At 66.7% G+C, this 16,500-nt stretch carries 13 protein-coding genes; 8 read left to right on the top strand and 5 right to left on the bottom strand.

What is annotated here, in order from left to right; genetic code table 11:
• Positions 1-12: 12 nt before the first annotated feature.
• From QZM35_RS23700 to QZM35_RS23690, 3 genes are read right to left on the bottom strand one after another with little or no spacing between them, the layout of a single operon-like run.
• Positions 13-1,077, bottom strand: coding sequence for a Rieske 2Fe-2S domain-containing protein (locus tag QZM35_RS23700; RefSeq protein ID WP_301776912.1), 1,065 nt, complete (start codon positions 1,075-1,077; stop codon positions 13-15).
• Between the two features lie 49 nt (positions 1,078-1,126).
• On the bottom strand, positions 1,127-2,092 hold the full coding sequence (locus QZM35_RS23695; protein ID WP_301776911.1) for a PDR/VanB family oxidoreductase: 966 nt from the start codon (positions 2,090-2,092) through the stop codon (positions 1,127-1,129).
• The gene (locus QZM35_RS23690) at positions 2,089-3,168 is read right to left on the bottom strand and encodes an aromatic ring-hydroxylating dioxygenase subunit alpha (protein WP_301776940.1); all 1,080 of its coding nucleotides are present in this window, start codon (positions 3,166-3,168) and stop codon (positions 2,089-2,091) included. The genes QZM35_RS23695 and QZM35_RS23690 overlap by 4 nt, the downstream gene beginning before the upstream one ends.
• 199 nt (positions 3,169-3,367) lie before the next feature.
• Between QZM35_RS23690 and QZM35_RS23685 the strand changes: the two genes are divergently transcribed.
• Positions 3,368-3,856 carry a MarR family winged helix-turn-helix transcriptional regulator gene (locus QZM35_RS23685; protein ID WP_089426730.1) on the top strand — a complete coding sequence of 163 codons (489 nt, stop codon included), beginning with the start codon at positions 3,368-3,370 and terminating at the stop codon, positions 3,854-3,856.
• Positions 3,857-3,911: 55 nt separating this feature from the next.
• Here the strand turns inward: QZM35_RS23685 and QZM35_RS23680 are convergent, their stop codons facing one another.
• The gene (locus QZM35_RS23680; RefSeq protein ID WP_089426731.1) at positions 3,912-4,658 is read right to left on the bottom strand and encodes a TetR/AcrR family transcriptional regulator; all 747 of its coding nucleotides are present in this window, start codon (positions 4,656-4,658) and stop codon (positions 3,912-3,914) included.
• Positions 4,659-4,828: 170 nt separating this feature from the next.
• Here QZM35_RS23680 and QZM35_RS23675 point away from each other — a divergent pair, with 170 nt between their 5' ends.
• From QZM35_RS23675 to QZM35_RS23650, 6 genes are all read left to right on the top strand, one after another.
• The gene (locus tag QZM35_RS23675) at positions 4,829-6,010 is read left to right on the top strand and encodes an isovaleryl-CoA dehydrogenase (RefSeq protein WP_039339638.1); all 1,182 of its coding nucleotides are present in this window, start codon (positions 4,829-4,831) and stop codon (positions 6,008-6,010) included.
• Between the two features lie 31 nt (positions 6,011-6,041).
• A complete protein-coding gene (locus QZM35_RS23670) occupies positions 6,042-7,649 on the top strand; it encodes a carboxyl transferase domain-containing protein (protein WP_089426732.1) in 1,608 nt (535 codons plus the stop codon).
• 19 nt (positions 7,650-7,668) lie between these two features.
• Entirely contained in the window at positions 7,669-8,454 is a 786-nt protein-coding gene (locus QZM35_RS23665) for an enoyl-CoA hydratase/isomerase family protein (protein ID WP_089433191.1), read from the top strand.
• A gap of 45 nt (positions 8,455-8,499) precedes the next feature.
• On the top strand, positions 8,500-10,497 hold the full coding sequence (locus QZM35_RS23660; protein WP_301776910.1) for an acetyl/propionyl/methylcrotonyl-CoA carboxylase subunit alpha: 1,998 nt from the start codon (positions 8,500-8,502) through the stop codon (positions 10,495-10,497).
• A gap of 327 nt (positions 10,498-10,824) precedes the next feature.
• Positions 10,825-11,028, top strand: a complete 204-nt coding sequence (locus QZM35_RS23655; protein WP_301776909.1) for a hypothetical protein — start codon at positions 10,825-10,827, stop codon at positions 11,026-11,028.
• A gap of 42 nt (positions 11,029-11,070) precedes the next feature.
• Positions 11,071-13,185: a phosphocholine-specific phospholipase C gene (locus QZM35_RS23650; protein WP_089433188.1), complete on the top strand. Its 2,115-nt coding sequence runs from the start codon at positions 11,071-11,073 to the stop codon at positions 13,183-13,185.
• A 104-nt stretch (positions 13,186-13,289) separates the two neighbouring features.
• Here QZM35_RS23650 and QZM35_RS23645 read toward each other — a convergent pair whose 3' ends face one another.
• Complete coding sequence (locus QZM35_RS23645) at positions 13,290-14,612, bottom strand: galactosyl transferase GMA12/MNN10 domain protein (RefSeq protein WP_301776908.1); 1,323 nt, start codon at positions 14,610-14,612, stop codon at positions 13,290-13,292.
• Between the two features lie 445 nt (positions 14,613-15,057).
• Here QZM35_RS23645 and QZM35_RS23640 point away from each other — a divergent pair, with 445 nt between their 5' ends.
• Positions 15,058-16,200 carry a DUF2827 domain-containing protein gene (locus QZM35_RS23640; RefSeq protein ID WP_089426737.1) on the top strand — a complete coding sequence of 381 codons (1,143 nt, stop codon included), beginning with the start codon at positions 15,058-15,060 and terminating at the stop codon, positions 16,198-16,200.
• Positions 16,201-16,500: the final 300 nt, after the last annotated feature.

Here is a 16,500-nt window from a genome sequence, read left to right as displayed (position 1 = left end):
CCGACAAGATGCTTACGCGGGTTCGGGTTGCAGCAGCAGCAGCCGCTCGATCACGCGCCGCGCACGATTGGGGCCCGCGTCGACGTGAATGTCGAGCTGGCGACCGTCCGGAAAGCGCAGCTGATTCCGGTATTGCGCTTCGATCACGGCCTTGTCCTCGTCGAACGTCGCCGCGGATTGCTCGATGACCGTTTGCGCGATGCGCTCGACGTCGTGCTGCGGATTGGTCGCGACGGTCCAGAAGTAGTGCGTCGTCGTTTCCGTCTCGGGCGTGATGCCGTGGAAGCCGCGCATGTGAAGGCCGCCGCGTGCCGGATCGTGCAGGTCGCCGGTGCCGGCGTCGATCGCGCCGGTCCAGATCCGGATGTGCGACACGTGGAACTCGATTTCCTGCCAGCGATCGACGCGGGCCGCGAACGGCCATGCGGCGGTGTAGGTCGGCGGCGGGACGGAATCCGGCATCCGGCGAACCAGCGTCACCGTGTCGCCGTCGCTGCTGACGCGGGTTTCCGCGCCCATGTGCAGCGGCGCGTTGCCGCCGATCGTTTTCAGATGGACATAGCCGAGGTGGCTCAGGTCCATCAGATTGTCATGAATCAGTTGATACGGCGCGTCGTAATGGTACTGGCCGCCGCCGAACCGGTATTGCGGATCCGTATGGAACGCGTAGCGCGGCGGCGCGCAGGTCGGTCGAGCGTGCGCGTCGGCGCCGATCCAGATCCACACGATCGCGTCCTGCTCCTTCACCGGATACGACGACACGCACGCCTTGGCCGGAATCCGGTCTTGCCCGGGAATTTCCACGCATGCACCGCCGCGGTCGAACAGCAGACCGTGATAGCCGCAGCGCAGGCCGCGTGCTTCGAGCGAGCCGCACGACAGCGGCAGCGACTTGTGGCAGCAGCGATCCTCCAGCGCACCGACTTCCCCGGACGGCAGCCGGAACAGGACGACCGGATGGCCGAGCAGCGTGCGGGCGATGGGCTTGTCCGTCAGTTCGGATGACAGTGCGGCGACCCACCATCGGTCGACCGGGAATTTAGCAGTATTGATTGATGGACGGGCAGGTTGCGCCATTGATCGTCTCCATTGTGGTGGTGGGTCGCCTCGGGTCGGGCGTGTCCGTCTACAGGTCGAGTACCAGCAGGTCGGTTCGCGCTCGCGAGCAGCAGGGCATGAACTGGTCGCCGGCGGCTTTTTCCTCGTCGGTCAGATACGCATCGCGGTGATCGGGCTCGCCTTGCAGCACGCGTGTCAGGCAGGTTCCGCATACACCTTGCTCGCACGACGTCAGCACGTCGACGCCGTTGGCCGCCAGTGCGGCGATGACGGTGCATTCGGCCGGCACGTCGATCACCTGGCCGCTGCTCGCGATCCGGACCTGGAACGCGCGATCCGCGCCGGACACCGCCACCGCGCCGCCGAAGAACTCGTAGTGCAGTCGCGCTTCCGCCCAGCCGCGCTCGCGTGCGGCGTTCAACACCGCATCCATGAAGCCGCGCGGCCCGCATACGTACAGGTGCGTACCTTCGGGCGCCGCGGCGAGCACGGCTGCCACGTCGAAGCGTTGCTCGGGCGCGCCGTCGTCGACGTGGAAGCGGGCACGATCACGGAACCCGGCCGCGTTGATCCGTTCGACGAAGGCCATGCGGTCGGCCGAGCGCGCGCAGTAATGCATGTCGAACGCGACACCGGACGAGAACAACCGTTCCGCCATGCAGAGGATCGGCGTGACGCCGATCCCGCCTGCGAGCAGCAGGTGGTGCGGCGCGTCGGGGGCGAGCGGAAACTGATTGCGCGGCACGCCGATCCGCACGGTATCGCCTTGCCGGACTGCATCATGAATGGTGCGCGACCCGCCGCGACCGTCGGCATCGCGCAGCACGGCGATCTGATAGCGATCGCCGTGCTCCGGGTGGTTGCACAGCGAATACTGGCGCACGAGGCCGCCCGGCAGATGCACGTCGATATGGGCGCCGGCGTCGAAGCGCGGCAGCGGCGAGCCGTCATCGCTGACGAATTCGAAGCCGCAGATGTCGCGTGCTTCCTGCCACTTGCGGGCCACGCGGACCGTCAGCGTCGCGGCGCTCATGACGCCTCCCTGACCTGCGCGACCGGAATCACGGGCCGCGACGGGCTCGACGCATGCTCGTCGGCGAGCAGCCGCTCGATCACCTTGCGCGACAGCACGCCGCCGGCGTCGATGTTGAGCTTGAGCAGCTTGCGATCGGGCCACTTCTCCAGGTTGAGCTGCTGGCGCTCGAGCATCTCGAGATCCTCGGCGAAGATCTTGCCCTGGCCTGCGCGGATCTCGGCGGTCAGTGCGTGGTCGTCGGGCCGGAAGTTGCGCGCCATTCCCCAGAAGTACCAGATCGAGGTGTCCGACTCGGGCGTGATGAAATCGACGACGATCGACGACGCCTTCAGGTCGGCCGGCGCGTCGTAGCCGCCGTGGCCCGCATGCGCGACACCGACTTCGATCATCACGTGGCTCGGCGGCGTGAAGCGGCAGATCTGCCAGCGATCCACCGGCACGTCGTCGGCCAGCCCGTTGCCGCGCAGCGCCATCTGCCAGAACGGCGGCGGCATCACGTTCTCCATGAAGCGGCTCGTGACGACTTCGTCGCCGTGGCTGGTGGTCTTCGGCGGCGCTTCGTCGATTTCCTTCTGGCCGATGCTCGACGCATGCACGTAGGTTTCGTGCGTGAGATCCATCAGGTTGTCGATCATCAGCCGGTAGTCGCAGCGGATGTGGTACAGGCCGCCGCCGTGGGCCCAGGCCGGATCCTCGGCCCACGCCAGCGCGGGCAGTTTCGCGGGATCGGCTGCCGACGCATCGCCCGGCCAGACCCAGATGAATCCATATCGCTCGATCACCGGGAAGCTGCGAATCGGCGGGAAGCCGCCGACACGCTGGCCCGGCATGCCGGCCGCCTTGCCGTTGCAGCCCATTTCCAGCCCGTGATAGCCGCACACGAGCACGCCGTCGCGCACGAATCCCAGCGACAGCGGTGCGCCACGATGCGGGCAGAAGTCCTCCAGCGCGGCGACCTGGCCGTCCGCCGCGCGATAAAACACCATCGACTCGTTGCAGATCTGGCGGCCCAGCGGCTTACCGTCGATTTCGTCGGGCGTGCACGCCACGTACCAAGCATTCTTGAGAAACACGTTCGTCGTCTCCTTCAGGTCGATGCCGCCGGTACGCGGCATCTTTTCATTCCGTGTACTGAATGAGATTCAGTGTACTCATTGAGATTGGCTGGAGCAAGGCGGGCGGTATACTGGTTTTCCCGGGAAATGGCGCGAGGCAGCGCCATGCCGTCGGCGCGTGCAACCGGCATGCGCCGTTTATGTCATCGACTCATTCATGGAAAAAACGAATCCCGCCGACCTGCCGGTTTTCCCGCTCGATCTGTACGACGAACCCGGGCACCTGATCCGGCGCGCACACCAGATCGCGGTTGCGATGTTCTACGAGAAGCTGGGCCGGGACGTGACGCCCGTGCAGTACGCGGTCCTGCGGATGCTGTACGAGTGCCCGGGGCTCGATCAGGTGACGCTCGCGCAGCGGGTCGCGCTCGACACGTCGACGACCGCGGATCTCGCGGTCCGGCTCGAAGCGAAAGGATTGATCGTGCGCGAAGTGCTGCCGCGGCGTCAGCGCCGCTTGCTGCTGACACCGGCGGGCGTCGAACTGCTGACGCACCTGATTCCGTCGGTGAAGGAGTTGCGCGCCGGCCTGTTCGACGGGATGGGAGAGGACGATTCGCAGGAACTGGTGCGCCTGTTGCGCAAGTTCGTCCATTTGAACAACGAGCAGAGCCGCGCGCCGCTGCGCGTCGGCGACGAGTCGTAACGCCCTCGACCCCCAGCAGCGGCGGGGAAGCGGCGGGCGCGCTGCCCGCCGTGCGTCACCCGCGCGTGCTGTCGCCTTCCAGCCGTCGCACGGCTTCCGCCACTTCGTTCCTGAAGCGCACGAGCGCCGCCTGTTCCGGCGCCGGCGGCTGCACGGCCGCCCACAGCATGTCGACGAGCTGCGTGGCCGTCGTTTCCGTATCGAGCTTGCGGTGCCCGAGGATCGCATCCCACAGCACGTGCTCGATCGGCCCGAACACCATCGAGCGCAGCAGGCTCAGCGGCAGGTCGGTGCGCACCTGCCCGGCCGCCTGGCCGCGCGCGAGCACGTCCATCAGCGGCGCGGTGTAGCGGCGCTGCAGCGCGGTGAGCTCGTCGCTCAGCGCATGCTGCTTCGCGCGGCCTTCCGACAGCACCAGCGCGCACAGGCCGGTGCCGTTCACCAGCATCAGCCGCAGGTGGGTGCGCACGATGAACGCGAACTGCTGCTGCACCGATGCGTCCTGCGGCATCCCTGCCTCGAATGCGGCGATGTTTTCGTCGTACCAATCCGCGATGACACGCGCGCACAGCTCGCGCTTGCCGCGGAAATAGCTGAACACCGTCGCCTCCGACACGCCCACGCGCTGCGCGATCTCGGCGGCCGTCGCATGCTCGTAACCTTTTTCGGCGAACACTTCCCGGCCGGCGCGCAGAATGTCCTGCACGCGTTGCTGGGATTTGCGCCCGGCGGGCGCGCGCGAGGTATCGGCGCGGTCGGCTTTGACGGTGGCGGTCATGGTGTCGGCGGTAGCGGCTGTCATCTCGGCATGATATCTGAGTGTCACTCAAAAAACTATTGACGCCGAACCCGGCGAGGCGCGAAACTGTGCAAAATTTACGCTGTATTGGTCAATGAATCTAGGTATTCATTCGATTTGAGCAAAACTCAGAAATCGGTGGGTGCCACACACTTTCTGGAGACGGAGGAGACATGATCAACCTGCCCGGTGTGCAATTCATGCTCGGTGAAGACATCGAGATGCTGCGCGACGCCGTCGCGACGTTCGCGGCGAAGGAAATCACGCCGCGCGCGGCGGAGGTCGACCGCACCGACCAGTTTCCGATGGATCTGTGGAAGAAGTTCGGCGATCTCGGCGTGCTCGGCATGACGGTGGCCGAGGAATACGGCGGCGCGAACATGGGCTACACCGCGCACATGGTCGCGATGGAAGAGATCTCGCGCGCATCGGCATCGATCGGCCTGTCGTACGGCGCGCACTCGAACCTGTGCGTGAACCAGATCCACCGCAACGGCACGGAAGCGCAAAAGCAGAAATACCTGCCGAAGCTCGTGTCGGGCGAACACATCGGCGCGCTCGCGATGAGCGAGCCGAACGCGGGCTCCGACGTCGTCAGCATGAAGCTGCGCGCCGACAAGCGCGGCGATCGCTACGTGCTGAACGGCACGAAGATGTGGATCACGAACGGCCCCGATTGCGACACGCTCGTCGTCTACGCGAAGACGGACGTCGAAGCCAACTCGCGCGGCATCACCGCGTTCATCGTCGAGAAGGGCATGAAGGGCTTCTCGGTCGCGCAGAAGCTCGACAAGCTCGGCATGCGCGGCTCGCACACGGGCGAGCTGGTGTTCCAGGACGTCGAAGTGCCGGAGGAGAACATCCTCGGCCAGCTCAACGGCGGCGTGAAGGTGCTGATGAGCGGGCTCGACTACGAGCGCGCGGTGCTGTCGGGCGGCCCCACGGGCATCATGGCCGCGTGCCTCGACGCGGTGGTGCCGTATATCCACGACCGCAAGCAGTTCGGCCAGGCGATCGGCGAATTCCAGCTGATCCAGGGCAAGGTCGCCGACATGTACACCACGTTCCAGGCCTGCCGCGCGTACCTGTACGCGGTCGGCCGCCACCTCGACTCGGCCGGCAGCGACCACATCCGCCAGGTGCGCAAGGACTGCGCGGGCGTGATCCTCTACACGGCCGAGAAGGCGACGTGGATGGCCGGTGAGGCGATCCAGATCCTCGGCGGCAACGGCTACATCAACGAATACCCGGTCGGGCGCCTGTGGCGCGATGCGAAGCTGTACGAGATCGGCGCCGGCACGAGCGAGATCCGCCGGATGCTGATCGGCCGCGAGCTGTTCGCGGAAACGATGTAACGCCCCACGTCACGCGAACGGAGCCCTGTCGATGCCGATCATCGAATCGAAACTGAATCCGCGCTCGGAAGACTTCCGCGCGAATGCCGCCGCGCTCGAGGCGGTCGTCGCCGACCTGCGCGCGAAGATCGAACAGCTCGCGCAGGGCGGCGGCCAGGCCGCGCGCGACAAGCACCTGTCGCGCGGCAAGCTGCTGCCGCGCGACCGCATCGCGCAACTGCTCGATCCGGGCGCGCCGTTCCTCGAGTTCTCGCAGCTCGCGGCGAACGGCATGTACAACGACGACGCGCCGGGCGCGGGCGTCATCACCGGGATCGGCCGCATCGCCGGCCGCGAATGCGTGATCGTGTGCAACGACGCGACGGTCAAGGGCGGCACGTATTACCCGGTCACCGTGAAGAAGCATGTGCGCGCGCAGGAAATCGCCGCGGAAAACCGGCTGCCGTGCGTGTATCTCGTCGATTCGGGCGGCGCGAACCTGCCGAACCAGGACGACGTGTTTCCCGATCGCGACCACTTCGGCCGCATCTTCTTCAACCAGGCGACGATGTCGGCGGCGGGAATTGCGCAGATCGCCGTCGTGATGGGTTCGTGCACGGCGGGCGGCGCATACGTGCCGGCGATGAGCGACGAGTCGATCATCGTGAAGGAGCAGGGCACGATTTTCCTCGGCGGGCCGCCGCTCGTGAAGGCCGCGACCGGCGAGGAAGTGAGCGCCGAGGATCTCGGCGGCGGCGACGTGCATACGCGCCTGTCGGGCGTGGCCGACCATCTCGCGCAGAACGACGCGCATGCGCTGTCGATCGCGCGCAACATCGTCGGTCACCTCGCGCCGAAGATTGCGTCACCGGTCGCGCTGCGCGAGCCGAAGCCGCCGCGCTACGACGCGAAGAGCCTGTACGGCGTGATTCCGGTCGATACGCGCAAGCCGTTCGACGTGCGCGAGGTGATCGCGCGCATCGTCGACGATTCCGAGTTCGACGAATTCAAGGCGCGCTACGGCACGACGCTCGTCACGGGCTTCGCGCACATCTGGGGCCACCCGGTCGGGATCGTCGCGAACAACGGCATCCTGTTCTCCGAATCGGCGGTGAAGGGCGCGCATTTCATCGAGCTGTGCTGCCAGCGCAAGATTCCGCTGGTGTTCCTGCAGAACATCACGGGCTTCATGGTCGGGCGCAAGTACGAGAACGAAGGCATTGCGCGACACGGCGCGAAGATGGTGACGGCCGTGTCGAACGCGAAGGTGCCGAAGTTCACGGTGATCATCGGCGGCTCGTTCGGCGCCGGCAACTACGGGATGTGCGGTCGCGCATTCGGCCCGCGTTTCCTGTGGATGTGGCCGAACGCGCGCATCTCGGTGATGGGCGGCGAGCAGGCCGCGTCGGTGCTCGCGACGGTGCGCCGCGACGGCATCGAGGCGAAGGGCGGTTCGTGGTCGGCCGAGGAAGAGGATGCGTTCAAGCAGCCGATCCGCGACCAGTACGAGCGCCAGGGGCATCCGTATTACGCGAGCGCGCGGCTGTGGGACGACGGCGTGATCGACCCCGCGCAGACGCGTGACGTGCTGGGGCTCGGCCTCGCCGCGTCGATGAACGCGCCGATCGAGGACACACGCTTCGGCGTGTTCCGCATGTAACGGCCGGGAGGGCTGAACGATGCGATACGAAACGATCAAGGTAAGCGAAGCCGGCCGCGTGGCGACCGTCACGCTCGCGCGTCCCGACGTGCGCAACGCGTTCAACGAGACGACGATCGCCGAGCTGACCACCGCGTTCGAATGGCTCGACGCGCATGAAGGCGTGCGCGCGATCGTGCTCGCCGCGGAAGGCGCGGCGTTCTGCGCGGGCGCCGACCTGAATTGGATGAAGAAGATGGCCGGCTACTCGGACGACGAGAACCGTGCCGATGCGCGCAAGCTCGCGCGGATGCTCGAGGCGATCCATCGCTGCGGCAAGCCGGTGATCGCACGCGTGCATGGCGACGCGTATGCGGGCGGCGTGGGCCTGGTGGCGGCGGCCGACATCGCGATCGCCGCCGACGGCGTGAAGTTCTGCCTGTCGGAAGCGCGGCTCGGGCTGATCCCCGCGACGATCGCGCCGTACGTGGTGCGCGCGATGGGCGAGCGCGCGGCGCGCCGCTACTTCACGACGGCCGAGGTGTTCGACAGCACGCGCGCGGCGTCGCTCGGCTTCATTCACGACGCGGTGCCGGCCGACGCGCTCGACGAAACCGTCGCGAAGCTGGCCGCGACGCTGGTCGCGAACGGCCCCGACGCGGTGAAGGCGTGCAAGCGGCTCGTCGCCGATGTGGCCGGCCGGCCGCTCGACGCGACGCTGATCGAGCAGACCGCCGACTGGATCGCGCGCACCCGCGCCGGCGCGGAAGCGCGCGAAGGGATTGCATCCTTCCTCGAAAAGCGTACGCCGTCGTGGCGTGAATGATCGCGCAGCGCGCGTGACCCCCTCTTTCCGGACGAGACCGAAGCCATGTTCGACAAGATTCTGATCGCCAACCGCGGCGAAATCGCGTGCCGCGTCGCCGCGACGTGCAAACGTCTCGGGATCGCGAGCGTCGCCGTCTATTCCGACGCGGACGCGAACGCGAAACACGTGGCCGCATGCGACGAGGCCGTGCACATCGGCGGCTCGGCCGCCGCGGACAGCTACCTGCGCATCGAGCGCATCATCGAAGCCGCGCGCGCCACCGGCGCGCAGGCGATCCACCCCGGCTACGGCTTTCTGTCGGAGAACGAAGATTTCGCACATGCGTGCGAAGCGGCCGGCATCGTCTTCATCGGGCCGCCGGTCGACGCGATCGCGGCGATGGGGTCGAAGGCGGCCGCGAAGGCGCTGATGCACGCGGCGGCCGTGCCGCTCGTGCCCGGCTATCACGGCGACGACCAGGACGCGTCCAACCTGCATCGCGAAGCCGACGCGATCGGCTATCCGGTGCTGCTGAAGGCCAGCGCGGGCGGCGGCGGCAAGGGGATGCGCGTGGTCGAGCGCTCCGACGATTTCCCGGCGGCGCTCGCGTCGTGCCAGCGTGAAGCCGCGAGCAGCTTCGGCAACGATCGCGTGCTGATCGAGAAGTACCTGACGCGCCCGCGCCACGTCGAGGTGCAGGTATTCGGCGACACGCACGGCAACACCGTGTACCTGTTCGACCGCGACTGCTCGGTGCAGCGGCGTCACCAGAAGGTGCTCGAGGAAGCGCCGGCGCCGGGTTTGCACGACGACGTGCGCCAGGCGATGGGTGAGGCGGCCGTCGCGGCCGCGCGTGCGGTGAATTACGTCGGCGCGGGCACCGTCGAATTCATCATGACGGGTGAAGCGTTCTACTTCATGGAAATGAACACGCGCCTGCAGGTCGAGCATCCGGTCACCGAGATGGTCACGGGGCTCGATCTCGTCGAGTGGCAATTGCGCGTCGCCTCCGGCGAGCCGCTGCCGCTGAAGCAGGACGAACTGCGCGTGCAGGGCCACGCGTTCGAGGCGCGTCTCTATGCGGAGAACCCGGCGCGCGGCTTCCTGCCGTCGACGGGCACGCTGAAGCACCTGCGGCTGCCGGCCGGCGTCGAGTTCGCGATCGGTGCGTCGGTGCGCGTCGACAGCGGCGTGCGCGAAGGCGATGCGATCACGCCGTTCTACGATCCGATGATCGCGAAGCTGATCGTTCATGGCGCGAACCGTGCGGAAGCGCTGAGCCTGATGCTGCGCGCACTGCGTGCCTGTGAAGTGGTCGGCCTGCACACGAACGCCGCGTTCCTGCAGCGAATCGTTGCGTGCGCACCGTTCGCGACCGCCGATCTCGACACGGGCCTGATCGAGCGCAACCACGACGCGCTGTTCGCGCCGCAGGCGCCGCCGCGCGCGATGCTGGCGCTCGCGTGCGCGGCGCTGCTCGCACGCGAACGCGGCGCGACTGCGCAGGGTTCGTCGCCGTGGGGCGCGCTGCCGGACTGGCGGCTGAACGGCGGCTATCGCCGCACGCTCGAATGGCTCGCGGCCGAGCGCGAAGCGGACGTGACGGTCACGTACGAGGACGACGGCGCGGGTACGCGCCTCGCGATCGGCGACGCCGCCGCGCAGCCGTTCGCGTGGACGCGTGGCGCCACGCCGCTCGATTTCGACGTGACGCTCGGCGGCGTGCGCAGCAGCGGCCGCGTGTATGCGGACGGCGACCACTTCCACGTGTTCACGCAAGGCGCGGCGGAGACGTTCGAATGGCGCAACCTGCTCGCGCATGCGGGTGACGCGGAGCAGGGCGGTGGCCGCCTGACCGCGCCGATGCCGGGCAAGGTGATCGCGGTGCTGGTCGAGCCCGGCCAGAAGGTCGAAGCCGGCACGCCGCTGATCGTGATGGAGGCGATGAAGATGGAGCACACGATCGGCGCGCCGAGCGCGGGCGTGGTCGCGGAAGTGCTGTACGGCGTCGGCGATCAGGTGTCGGATGGCGCGCAGTTGCTGATGATGGCGGAAGGCTGAGCAGCGCTTTCGTCGTACACGGGCTGGCGGCTGCCGGCCCGCGCAAAGCGCGTCGCGATTCACCGCGCGCCGGTGGTTGCGACAGCGCCGCTTCGATCGCGTCGACAAGCGGCAGCAGTACGAAGCTTTCGATTGGATTACGCATTCGCCGGCGCTGATGCCATGCAGCGCCGCACATTCCGCACCACGGGTGTTTTCACCCGCCGCACACCGATCCTCCCGCCGCACGACACCATCGTGTAACACGTCGAAATTAGCATCTCGCCGTCGATATGACCGGAGCGCATCCGCGCCTGGGTCACGTCGTCACATCCACGGAGAGACGTTATGCGAAACTCGGCCCTACGGCCCTTCGCGGTCGCTGGCCTGATCGCGCTGACCGCACTCCTCGGCGCCTGCAACGACGACGTGACCGCACCCGCCGCACCCGTCGCGCAGCAGAAGGCCGCCTGCGGCGGCGTCGTGGTCGCCACCGCGCAGATGCACTGCCCGCCCGGTTTCACCGCGCCTGCCTCCTCGCCCGCTTCCTGATCCCGGCCGTTTCCACCAGAAATCCAATCAAGAGCAACCAGCATGGCCACCCATTCGCGACGCGACTTTCTGAAGTTCTCCGCCGGCCTCGCCGGTGCGACCGCCGCCACCGCACTGCTGCCCGAATCGATCCGCAAGGCGCTGGCGATCGAGCCGAACACCGTGACGGGCACGATCCAGGATGTCCAGCACATCGTCGTGTTCATGCAGGAGAACCGTTCGTTCGATCACTACCTCGGTCACCTGAGCGGCGTGCGCGGCTACAACGACCGCTTCCCGGTCACGCTGCCGAACGGCAAGCCGGTGTGGTTCCAGCCGCGTCAGGAAGACACGTCGAGCGTGATCGCGCCGTTCCGCTACGACACGACCAACCCGGGCGTCAACGCGCAGTGCATCGGCGGCCTGCCGCATACGTGGGCGACGACGCACGGCGCGATCGACAACGGTCGCGCGGACCAGTGGGCGGTGCAGAAGTCGAACATGACGATGGGCTATCACGTCCGCGACGACATCCCGTTCCATTACGCGCTCGCGGATGCGTTCACCGTGTGCGACAACTACTTCTGCTCGATCCCCGGCAACACGCACCCGAACCGCATGTACCTGATGACGGGCATGGTCGACCCGCTCGGCACGGGCGGCGGCCCGCTGCTCGACAACACCGATTACATCGACAACCAGTTCGACAAGATCAAGCTGCCGCCTTTCAACTGGACGACCTACCCGGAACGGCTCGAAAAGGCCGGCATCTCGTGGCAGATCTATCAGCAGGGCACCGGGTTCGACAACTTCACCGGCAACTACGGCACGAACATGCTCGCGTGCTTCAACAACTTCGTGAATGCGCCGGCCGGCTCGTCGCTGCAGACGCGCGGGATGAGCACGCGTCCGATCACGCAACTGAAGGCCGACGTGCAGGCGAACGCGCTGCCGCAGGTGTCGTGGCTGCTGCCGCCCGCCGCGTATTCGGAACATCCGAAGTTCACGCCGCTCTACGGCGCGTACTACCTGTCGACGATTCTCGATGCGCTGACGTCGAATCCGGAGGTCTGGAGCAAGACCGTCCTGCTCATCATGTACGACGAGAACGACGGCTTCTTCGATCACGTCGTGCCGCCGTCGGCGCCGACGCTGCCGGGCTCCGGGATGAGCACCGTGGACGTGTCGCTCGAGCGGCACAACGTCGTGACCTCGACCCAGACCGGCACGTACACGGCCGACAACCTGCCGTATGGCCTCGGGCCTCGCGTGCCGATGTTCGTGGTCTCGCCGTGGTCGAAGGGCGGCTTCGTCTGCTCGCAGGTCTTCGATCACACGTCGGTGCTGCAATTCATCGAGAAGCGCTTCGGCGTGATGGAAACGAACATCTCGCCGTGGCGCCGCGCGATCTGCGGCGACCTGACGTCGGCGCTCGACTTCTCGAAATCGGATGCCACGCTGCCGACGCTGCCGAGCACGCAGGCGTATGTCGCGCAGGCGGACCTGCAGTGCTCGCGCGCGTCGTCGCAGACCGCGCCGGCCAGCACCGCGCAACAGGTCGTGACCGCGCAGGAACCCGGCACGCGGCCGGCGCGCGCGCTGCCGTACGAACTGCATGTGACCGGCCAGCTCCAGGCGCAGGGCTACGCGCTGACGTTCGCGAATACCGGCACGCAAGGCGCGCACTTCTGGGTCTATACGGGTGACGCGACCGCGATGCCGCGCCGCTATACGGTCGAAGCGGGCAAGCAGCTGACCGATACGTGGGCGCTCGACGCGAACGGCAACTACCTGGTGAGCGTGTGGGGGCCGAACGGCTATTTCCGGCGCTTCGCGGGTTCGGCCGCGGCGGATGCCGGCGCGAAGCCTGAAATCACGCCGTGCTACGACACGGCCAACGGCGACGTGTACGTGACGATCGCCAACGCGGGCACCGGCGCGCTCACGGTCACGGTGACCGATGTCGCGTACGGTAGCGCCGCGCGCACGCTGACGGTGCCGGCGGGGCAGCGCATCGAGGCGCGCTGGGATCTGTCGTGCAGCAGCCACTGGTACGACCTGCAGTTCGCGGTGGCGGGGAATGCCGGCTGGACGCGACGCATTGCGGGGCACGTCGAAACCGGCAAGCCCAGCCTTACCGATCCGGCCGCCGTCGCGCCGACGGTGACGGCGATCTGACCGCGGCCCGTGCGTGCCGGCGGCTCGCCGGCACGCGATGAGCGCCGTCGCTCGGGGGATGGATTGTAGTCATCCAGCGGCTTTTGCCGCTTCGAACATCGGTATCAGCCCAGCACCCCGTCGTCGTGCGCCATCATCAGCGCACGCATCGCGGACCACATTCCGTAGTAGTGGACGATGTAGCTGTCCGCGCGCCGAAACAGCCAGGGCGTGTTGAAGCTGACGAGATCGGCCACGCCTTCGCCGTCCAACTGCCCGTCGCGCTCCATCGCGCGAATGAAATGCAGCTGGTCGCCGTCGCTCGCGTAGACGCTCGACCGGTCGTGCAGCGCGGCGATCGTCGTCATCATGTCGCGCAGCATTGCGTCGTTGCGCTCGGTGTGCCGGAACGCCATCACGCCCGAGTTGAACGCCCACTGGCCGAGATCGTGCGCGAGCAGCCAGTCGCGCCCTTCGAGCAGCGGCGCCAGCGCTTTCTGCTGGTCCGCGATCAGCACGTCGGCATCGAGCCACACGACCCATTCGTGATGCTGCAGGTACGCATGCAGCAGCCACGGCTTGAACCAGTTGCCGGTCGCGTTCAGGCCGATCTCGGCCGGAATGTCGCGATGCACGTAGAGCGTGTAGCCGTGCGTGTCGCAGTACCGCCGGAAATTCCGTTCGGCGACGCGCGCATAGCTGCCGATGTTCGGCGTGTAGAGCGTCATCAACGCAATCGGGCGGCCCGGGTTGTAGGTGCTGCGCTCGGCGGCTTCGTCCGGCGTGTTGGCGGCGTCGTGATCGAACGAGAACATCGGCCGGCCGGCGGCACGGCATCGATTGACGTACGCGACGAGCGTGTCGCGGAAACGGGGTGTCGTGCCTTTCCGTTCGGGATCGTCCGGCGTGTCGTCGATGCTGATCGCGAACGTCGGTTCGCGGCTCCACATCGGATCGAGGTCGGGGCTGCTCGGCATGACCGGATACAGCCCGTCGATCGGGGTCATGTAGTGATGCGTGTCGAGCGCCGCGAACAGCGCGGCCTCCGAGGTCAGCCGCGGTTCGCTGCCGAGCTTGCAGCGTTGCACCAGCTGCATCGCGATCGCCCGCACGGCCGCCGTATTGCGCCAGATCTGCACGTCGACCTGCGGCAACGGGGGCGCGAACGCGTCGACGAACAGCATGTCGCGGCCGCGCATCAGGCGATCGAGCGCGACGGGCTCGATGATCGCCGCATCTTCGCTGAGCAGCAGCACGAGCTCGTCGGGCTGCGCGCCGCGCAGCACATGGAGCAGTGATTCGTAGCGATGGAGCGGCCGCAACGGCAGCGCCTGCGGCATCGCGGAGGCGTCGACGATTGCGTGGCGATAGCCGTGCGCCTGCGCGTACTGCCGGTGATTCTCGAGGCTGGCGGGCGCGTCGTGACTGAAATGGCTGAGGACGATCATCGCGCGCTCCGGAGGCCGCGAAGCGGATCGCGGCGGGCGCCGGGTGCGGGGCGTGTCGGCACGGCATCGCGGCCGGGCACGCGTTCCGGCGCATGCCGCCCCTGTTCATGATGGATTGCCCGGAAGACTTGCGCGGCGTCGCGTTCCATTCTGTCAGCCATTTTTTCCGCAGCGTGGCTGCGAGGTCGTTGTCTGCCCGCGCCGGATGCCGATACCGTCCGGTCATCCCCCGGCATCCCGGTAGCGCGGCGGGTCGCCGGAGTATCGCACAACCGTCTCGCCGATTGGCATGCGCCGGCCGTGCGCTGACCATCCCTGACAGTATGCGGCCGGCGCTCCGCTAGAATGCCCGCTGGCCGCCGGCGAGCGCCGCTTGACGCGGGCGGCGCATCGCGCGCTACACTGCGTCCATTCCATCCCCATCCAACCTTCCATCCTGCCGACGATGACGTCCCCTGTCCTGAACGGCCTGCGCATCGGTATCACGATCGGACTGCGTGCCCCCGACGAAAGCCTGTGGATCAACGGCATCAAGCAGAACGCGCTGTTTCTCGCGAAGCTGCTGATGGCGTCGCCGCACGGCTACCGCGTGACGCTGGTCAACACCACCGATGTGCCGCTCACCGATGCGCTGCCGTGGGATCGCCACGTATTCGACACGCGCACGTTCGACGACATGAAGGATTCACTCGACGTGATGATCGAGCTCGGCGGCCAGGTCAACGGGGAGCAGACGGCCTACCTGAAGGCGCGCGGCGCGAAGCTCGTCAGCTACTGCTGCGGCGTCGAGTACATCAACGTGATGGAGTCGATGCTGTTCGGCCGCCGGCTGTGGGATTCGCTGTTCATCAACCGCGGCTACGACGAGGTGTGGGCGATTCCGCAGATCGCGCCCTCGTCGCTGCCGTTCCTGCAGTCGCTGCGCCGCTGCCCCGGGCGCGTCGTGCCGTTCGTGTGGGATCCGATGTTCCTGAGTGCGCGCGCCGCGCCGCTGCCCGAGCACGGTGAATACCGGCCGCGCAGCGAGCCCGGCAAGCGGCTGACGGTGATGGAGCCGAACCACGACGTGGTGAAGTTCTGCGTGTATCCGATGCTGATCATCGACGAAGCGTATCGGCGCGACCCCGATGCGATCTGCTTCACGCACGTGACGAATGCCCTCCATCTCGCACACGACAGCCCCGAGTTCGTGATGCTGATGAACTACCTCGACATCGTGCGCGCGGGCAAGGCGAGCTTCGTCGGGCGCTTCGATACGCCGCTGTTCCTGGCCGACCTGACCGATATCGTCGTGTCGCACCAATGGTCGAACCCGCTCAACTATTTCTATTTCGATGTGTGCTGGCAGGGCTATCCGCTCGTGCACAACGCGAGCCTCGCGCCCGATCTCGGCTACTACTATCCGGACAACGACGTGCAGCAGGGCGCCGATGCGCTGCTGCGCGCGCTGCATACGCACGATGACGACTGGGAAGCGTACACGCGGCGCCAGCGCGAGATCCTCGGCCGCTATACGTCGGCCAATCCGGCACTCGTCGCCGAATACGACGCGCTGCTCGCGAACCTGGTCGGCGCCTCGGCCGCATAAGGCCCGATGTTTCGCGCGACGCACACCGTCGCGCCCAATCCCGCCATCGGGATTGTCCCGCCCTAATGTCTGACGAAATAGTGCCGTTAAAAAAGAAACCGCCGAACCCGATCGGTTCGACGGTTTTGAAGGCACGAATTTGACGGCTCCGAGGGAAGTCCGTCGGAAATCATTTTAGAGGTTAACAAGTATTTAAGATTGTTAAAAATGGTTCAATCTATAATCATCATATGAATTAAATTGATATTATCGATTAAATGCTGTTTGATTCATGTTTGAAAATTCAATAATTCGTTTGAA

Source organism: Burkholderia sp. AU45274, from assembly GCF_030482505.1.
Classification (GTDB): domain Bacteria; phylum Pseudomonadota; class Gammaproteobacteria; order Burkholderiales; family Burkholderiaceae; genus Burkholderia.
This window is presented reverse-complemented; position numbering and strand designations above follow the sequence as displayed.

What these genes read in the sequence shown, in the direction of transcription:
- QZM35_RS23700 (WP_301776912.1), bottom strand. Translation starts at nt 1,077, where the DNA reads ATGGCGCAACCTGCCCGTCCATCAATCAATACTGCTAAATTCCCGGTC.
- QZM35_RS23695 (WP_301776911.1), bottom strand. Translation starts at nt 2,092, where the DNA reads ATGAGCGCCGCGACGCTGACGGTCCGCGTGGCCCGCAAGTGGCAGGAA.
- QZM35_RS23685 (WP_089426730.1), top strand. Translation starts at nt 3,368, where the DNA reads ATGGAAAAAACGAATCCCGCCGACCTGCCGGTTTTCCCGCTCGATCTG.
- QZM35_RS23680 (WP_089426731.1), bottom strand. Translation starts at nt 4,658, where the DNA reads ATGACAGCCGCTACCGCCGACACCATGACCGCCACCGTCAAAGCCGAC.
- QZM35_RS23675 (WP_039339638.1), top strand. Translation starts at nt 4,829, where the DNA reads ATGATCAACCTGCCCGGTGTGCAATTCATGCTCGGTGAAGACATCGAG.
- QZM35_RS23670 (WP_089426732.1), top strand. Translation starts at nt 6,042, where the DNA reads ATGCCGATCATCGAATCGAAACTGAATCCGCGCTCGGAAGACTTCCGC.
- QZM35_RS23665 (WP_089433191.1), top strand. Translation starts at nt 7,669, where the DNA reads ATGCGATACGAAACGATCAAGGTAAGCGAAGCCGGCCGCGTGGCGACC.
- QZM35_RS23660 (WP_301776910.1), top strand. Translation starts at nt 8,500, where the DNA reads ATGTTCGACAAGATTCTGATCGCCAACCGCGGCGAAATCGCGTGCCGC.
- QZM35_RS23655 (WP_301776909.1), top strand. Translation starts at nt 10,825, where the DNA reads ATGCGAAACTCGGCCCTACGGCCCTTCGCGGTCGCTGGCCTGATCGCG.
- QZM35_RS23650 (WP_089433188.1), top strand. Translation starts at nt 11,071, where the DNA reads ATGGCCACCCATTCGCGACGCGACTTTCTGAAGTTCTCCGCCGGCCTC.
- QZM35_RS23645 (WP_301776908.1), bottom strand. Translation starts at nt 14,612, where the DNA reads ATGATCGTCCTCAGCCATTTCAGTCACGACGCGCCCGCCAGCCTCGAG.
- QZM35_RS23640 (WP_089426737.1), top strand. Translation starts at nt 15,058, where the DNA reads ATGACGTCCCCTGTCCTGAACGGCCTGCGCATCGGTATCACGATCGGA.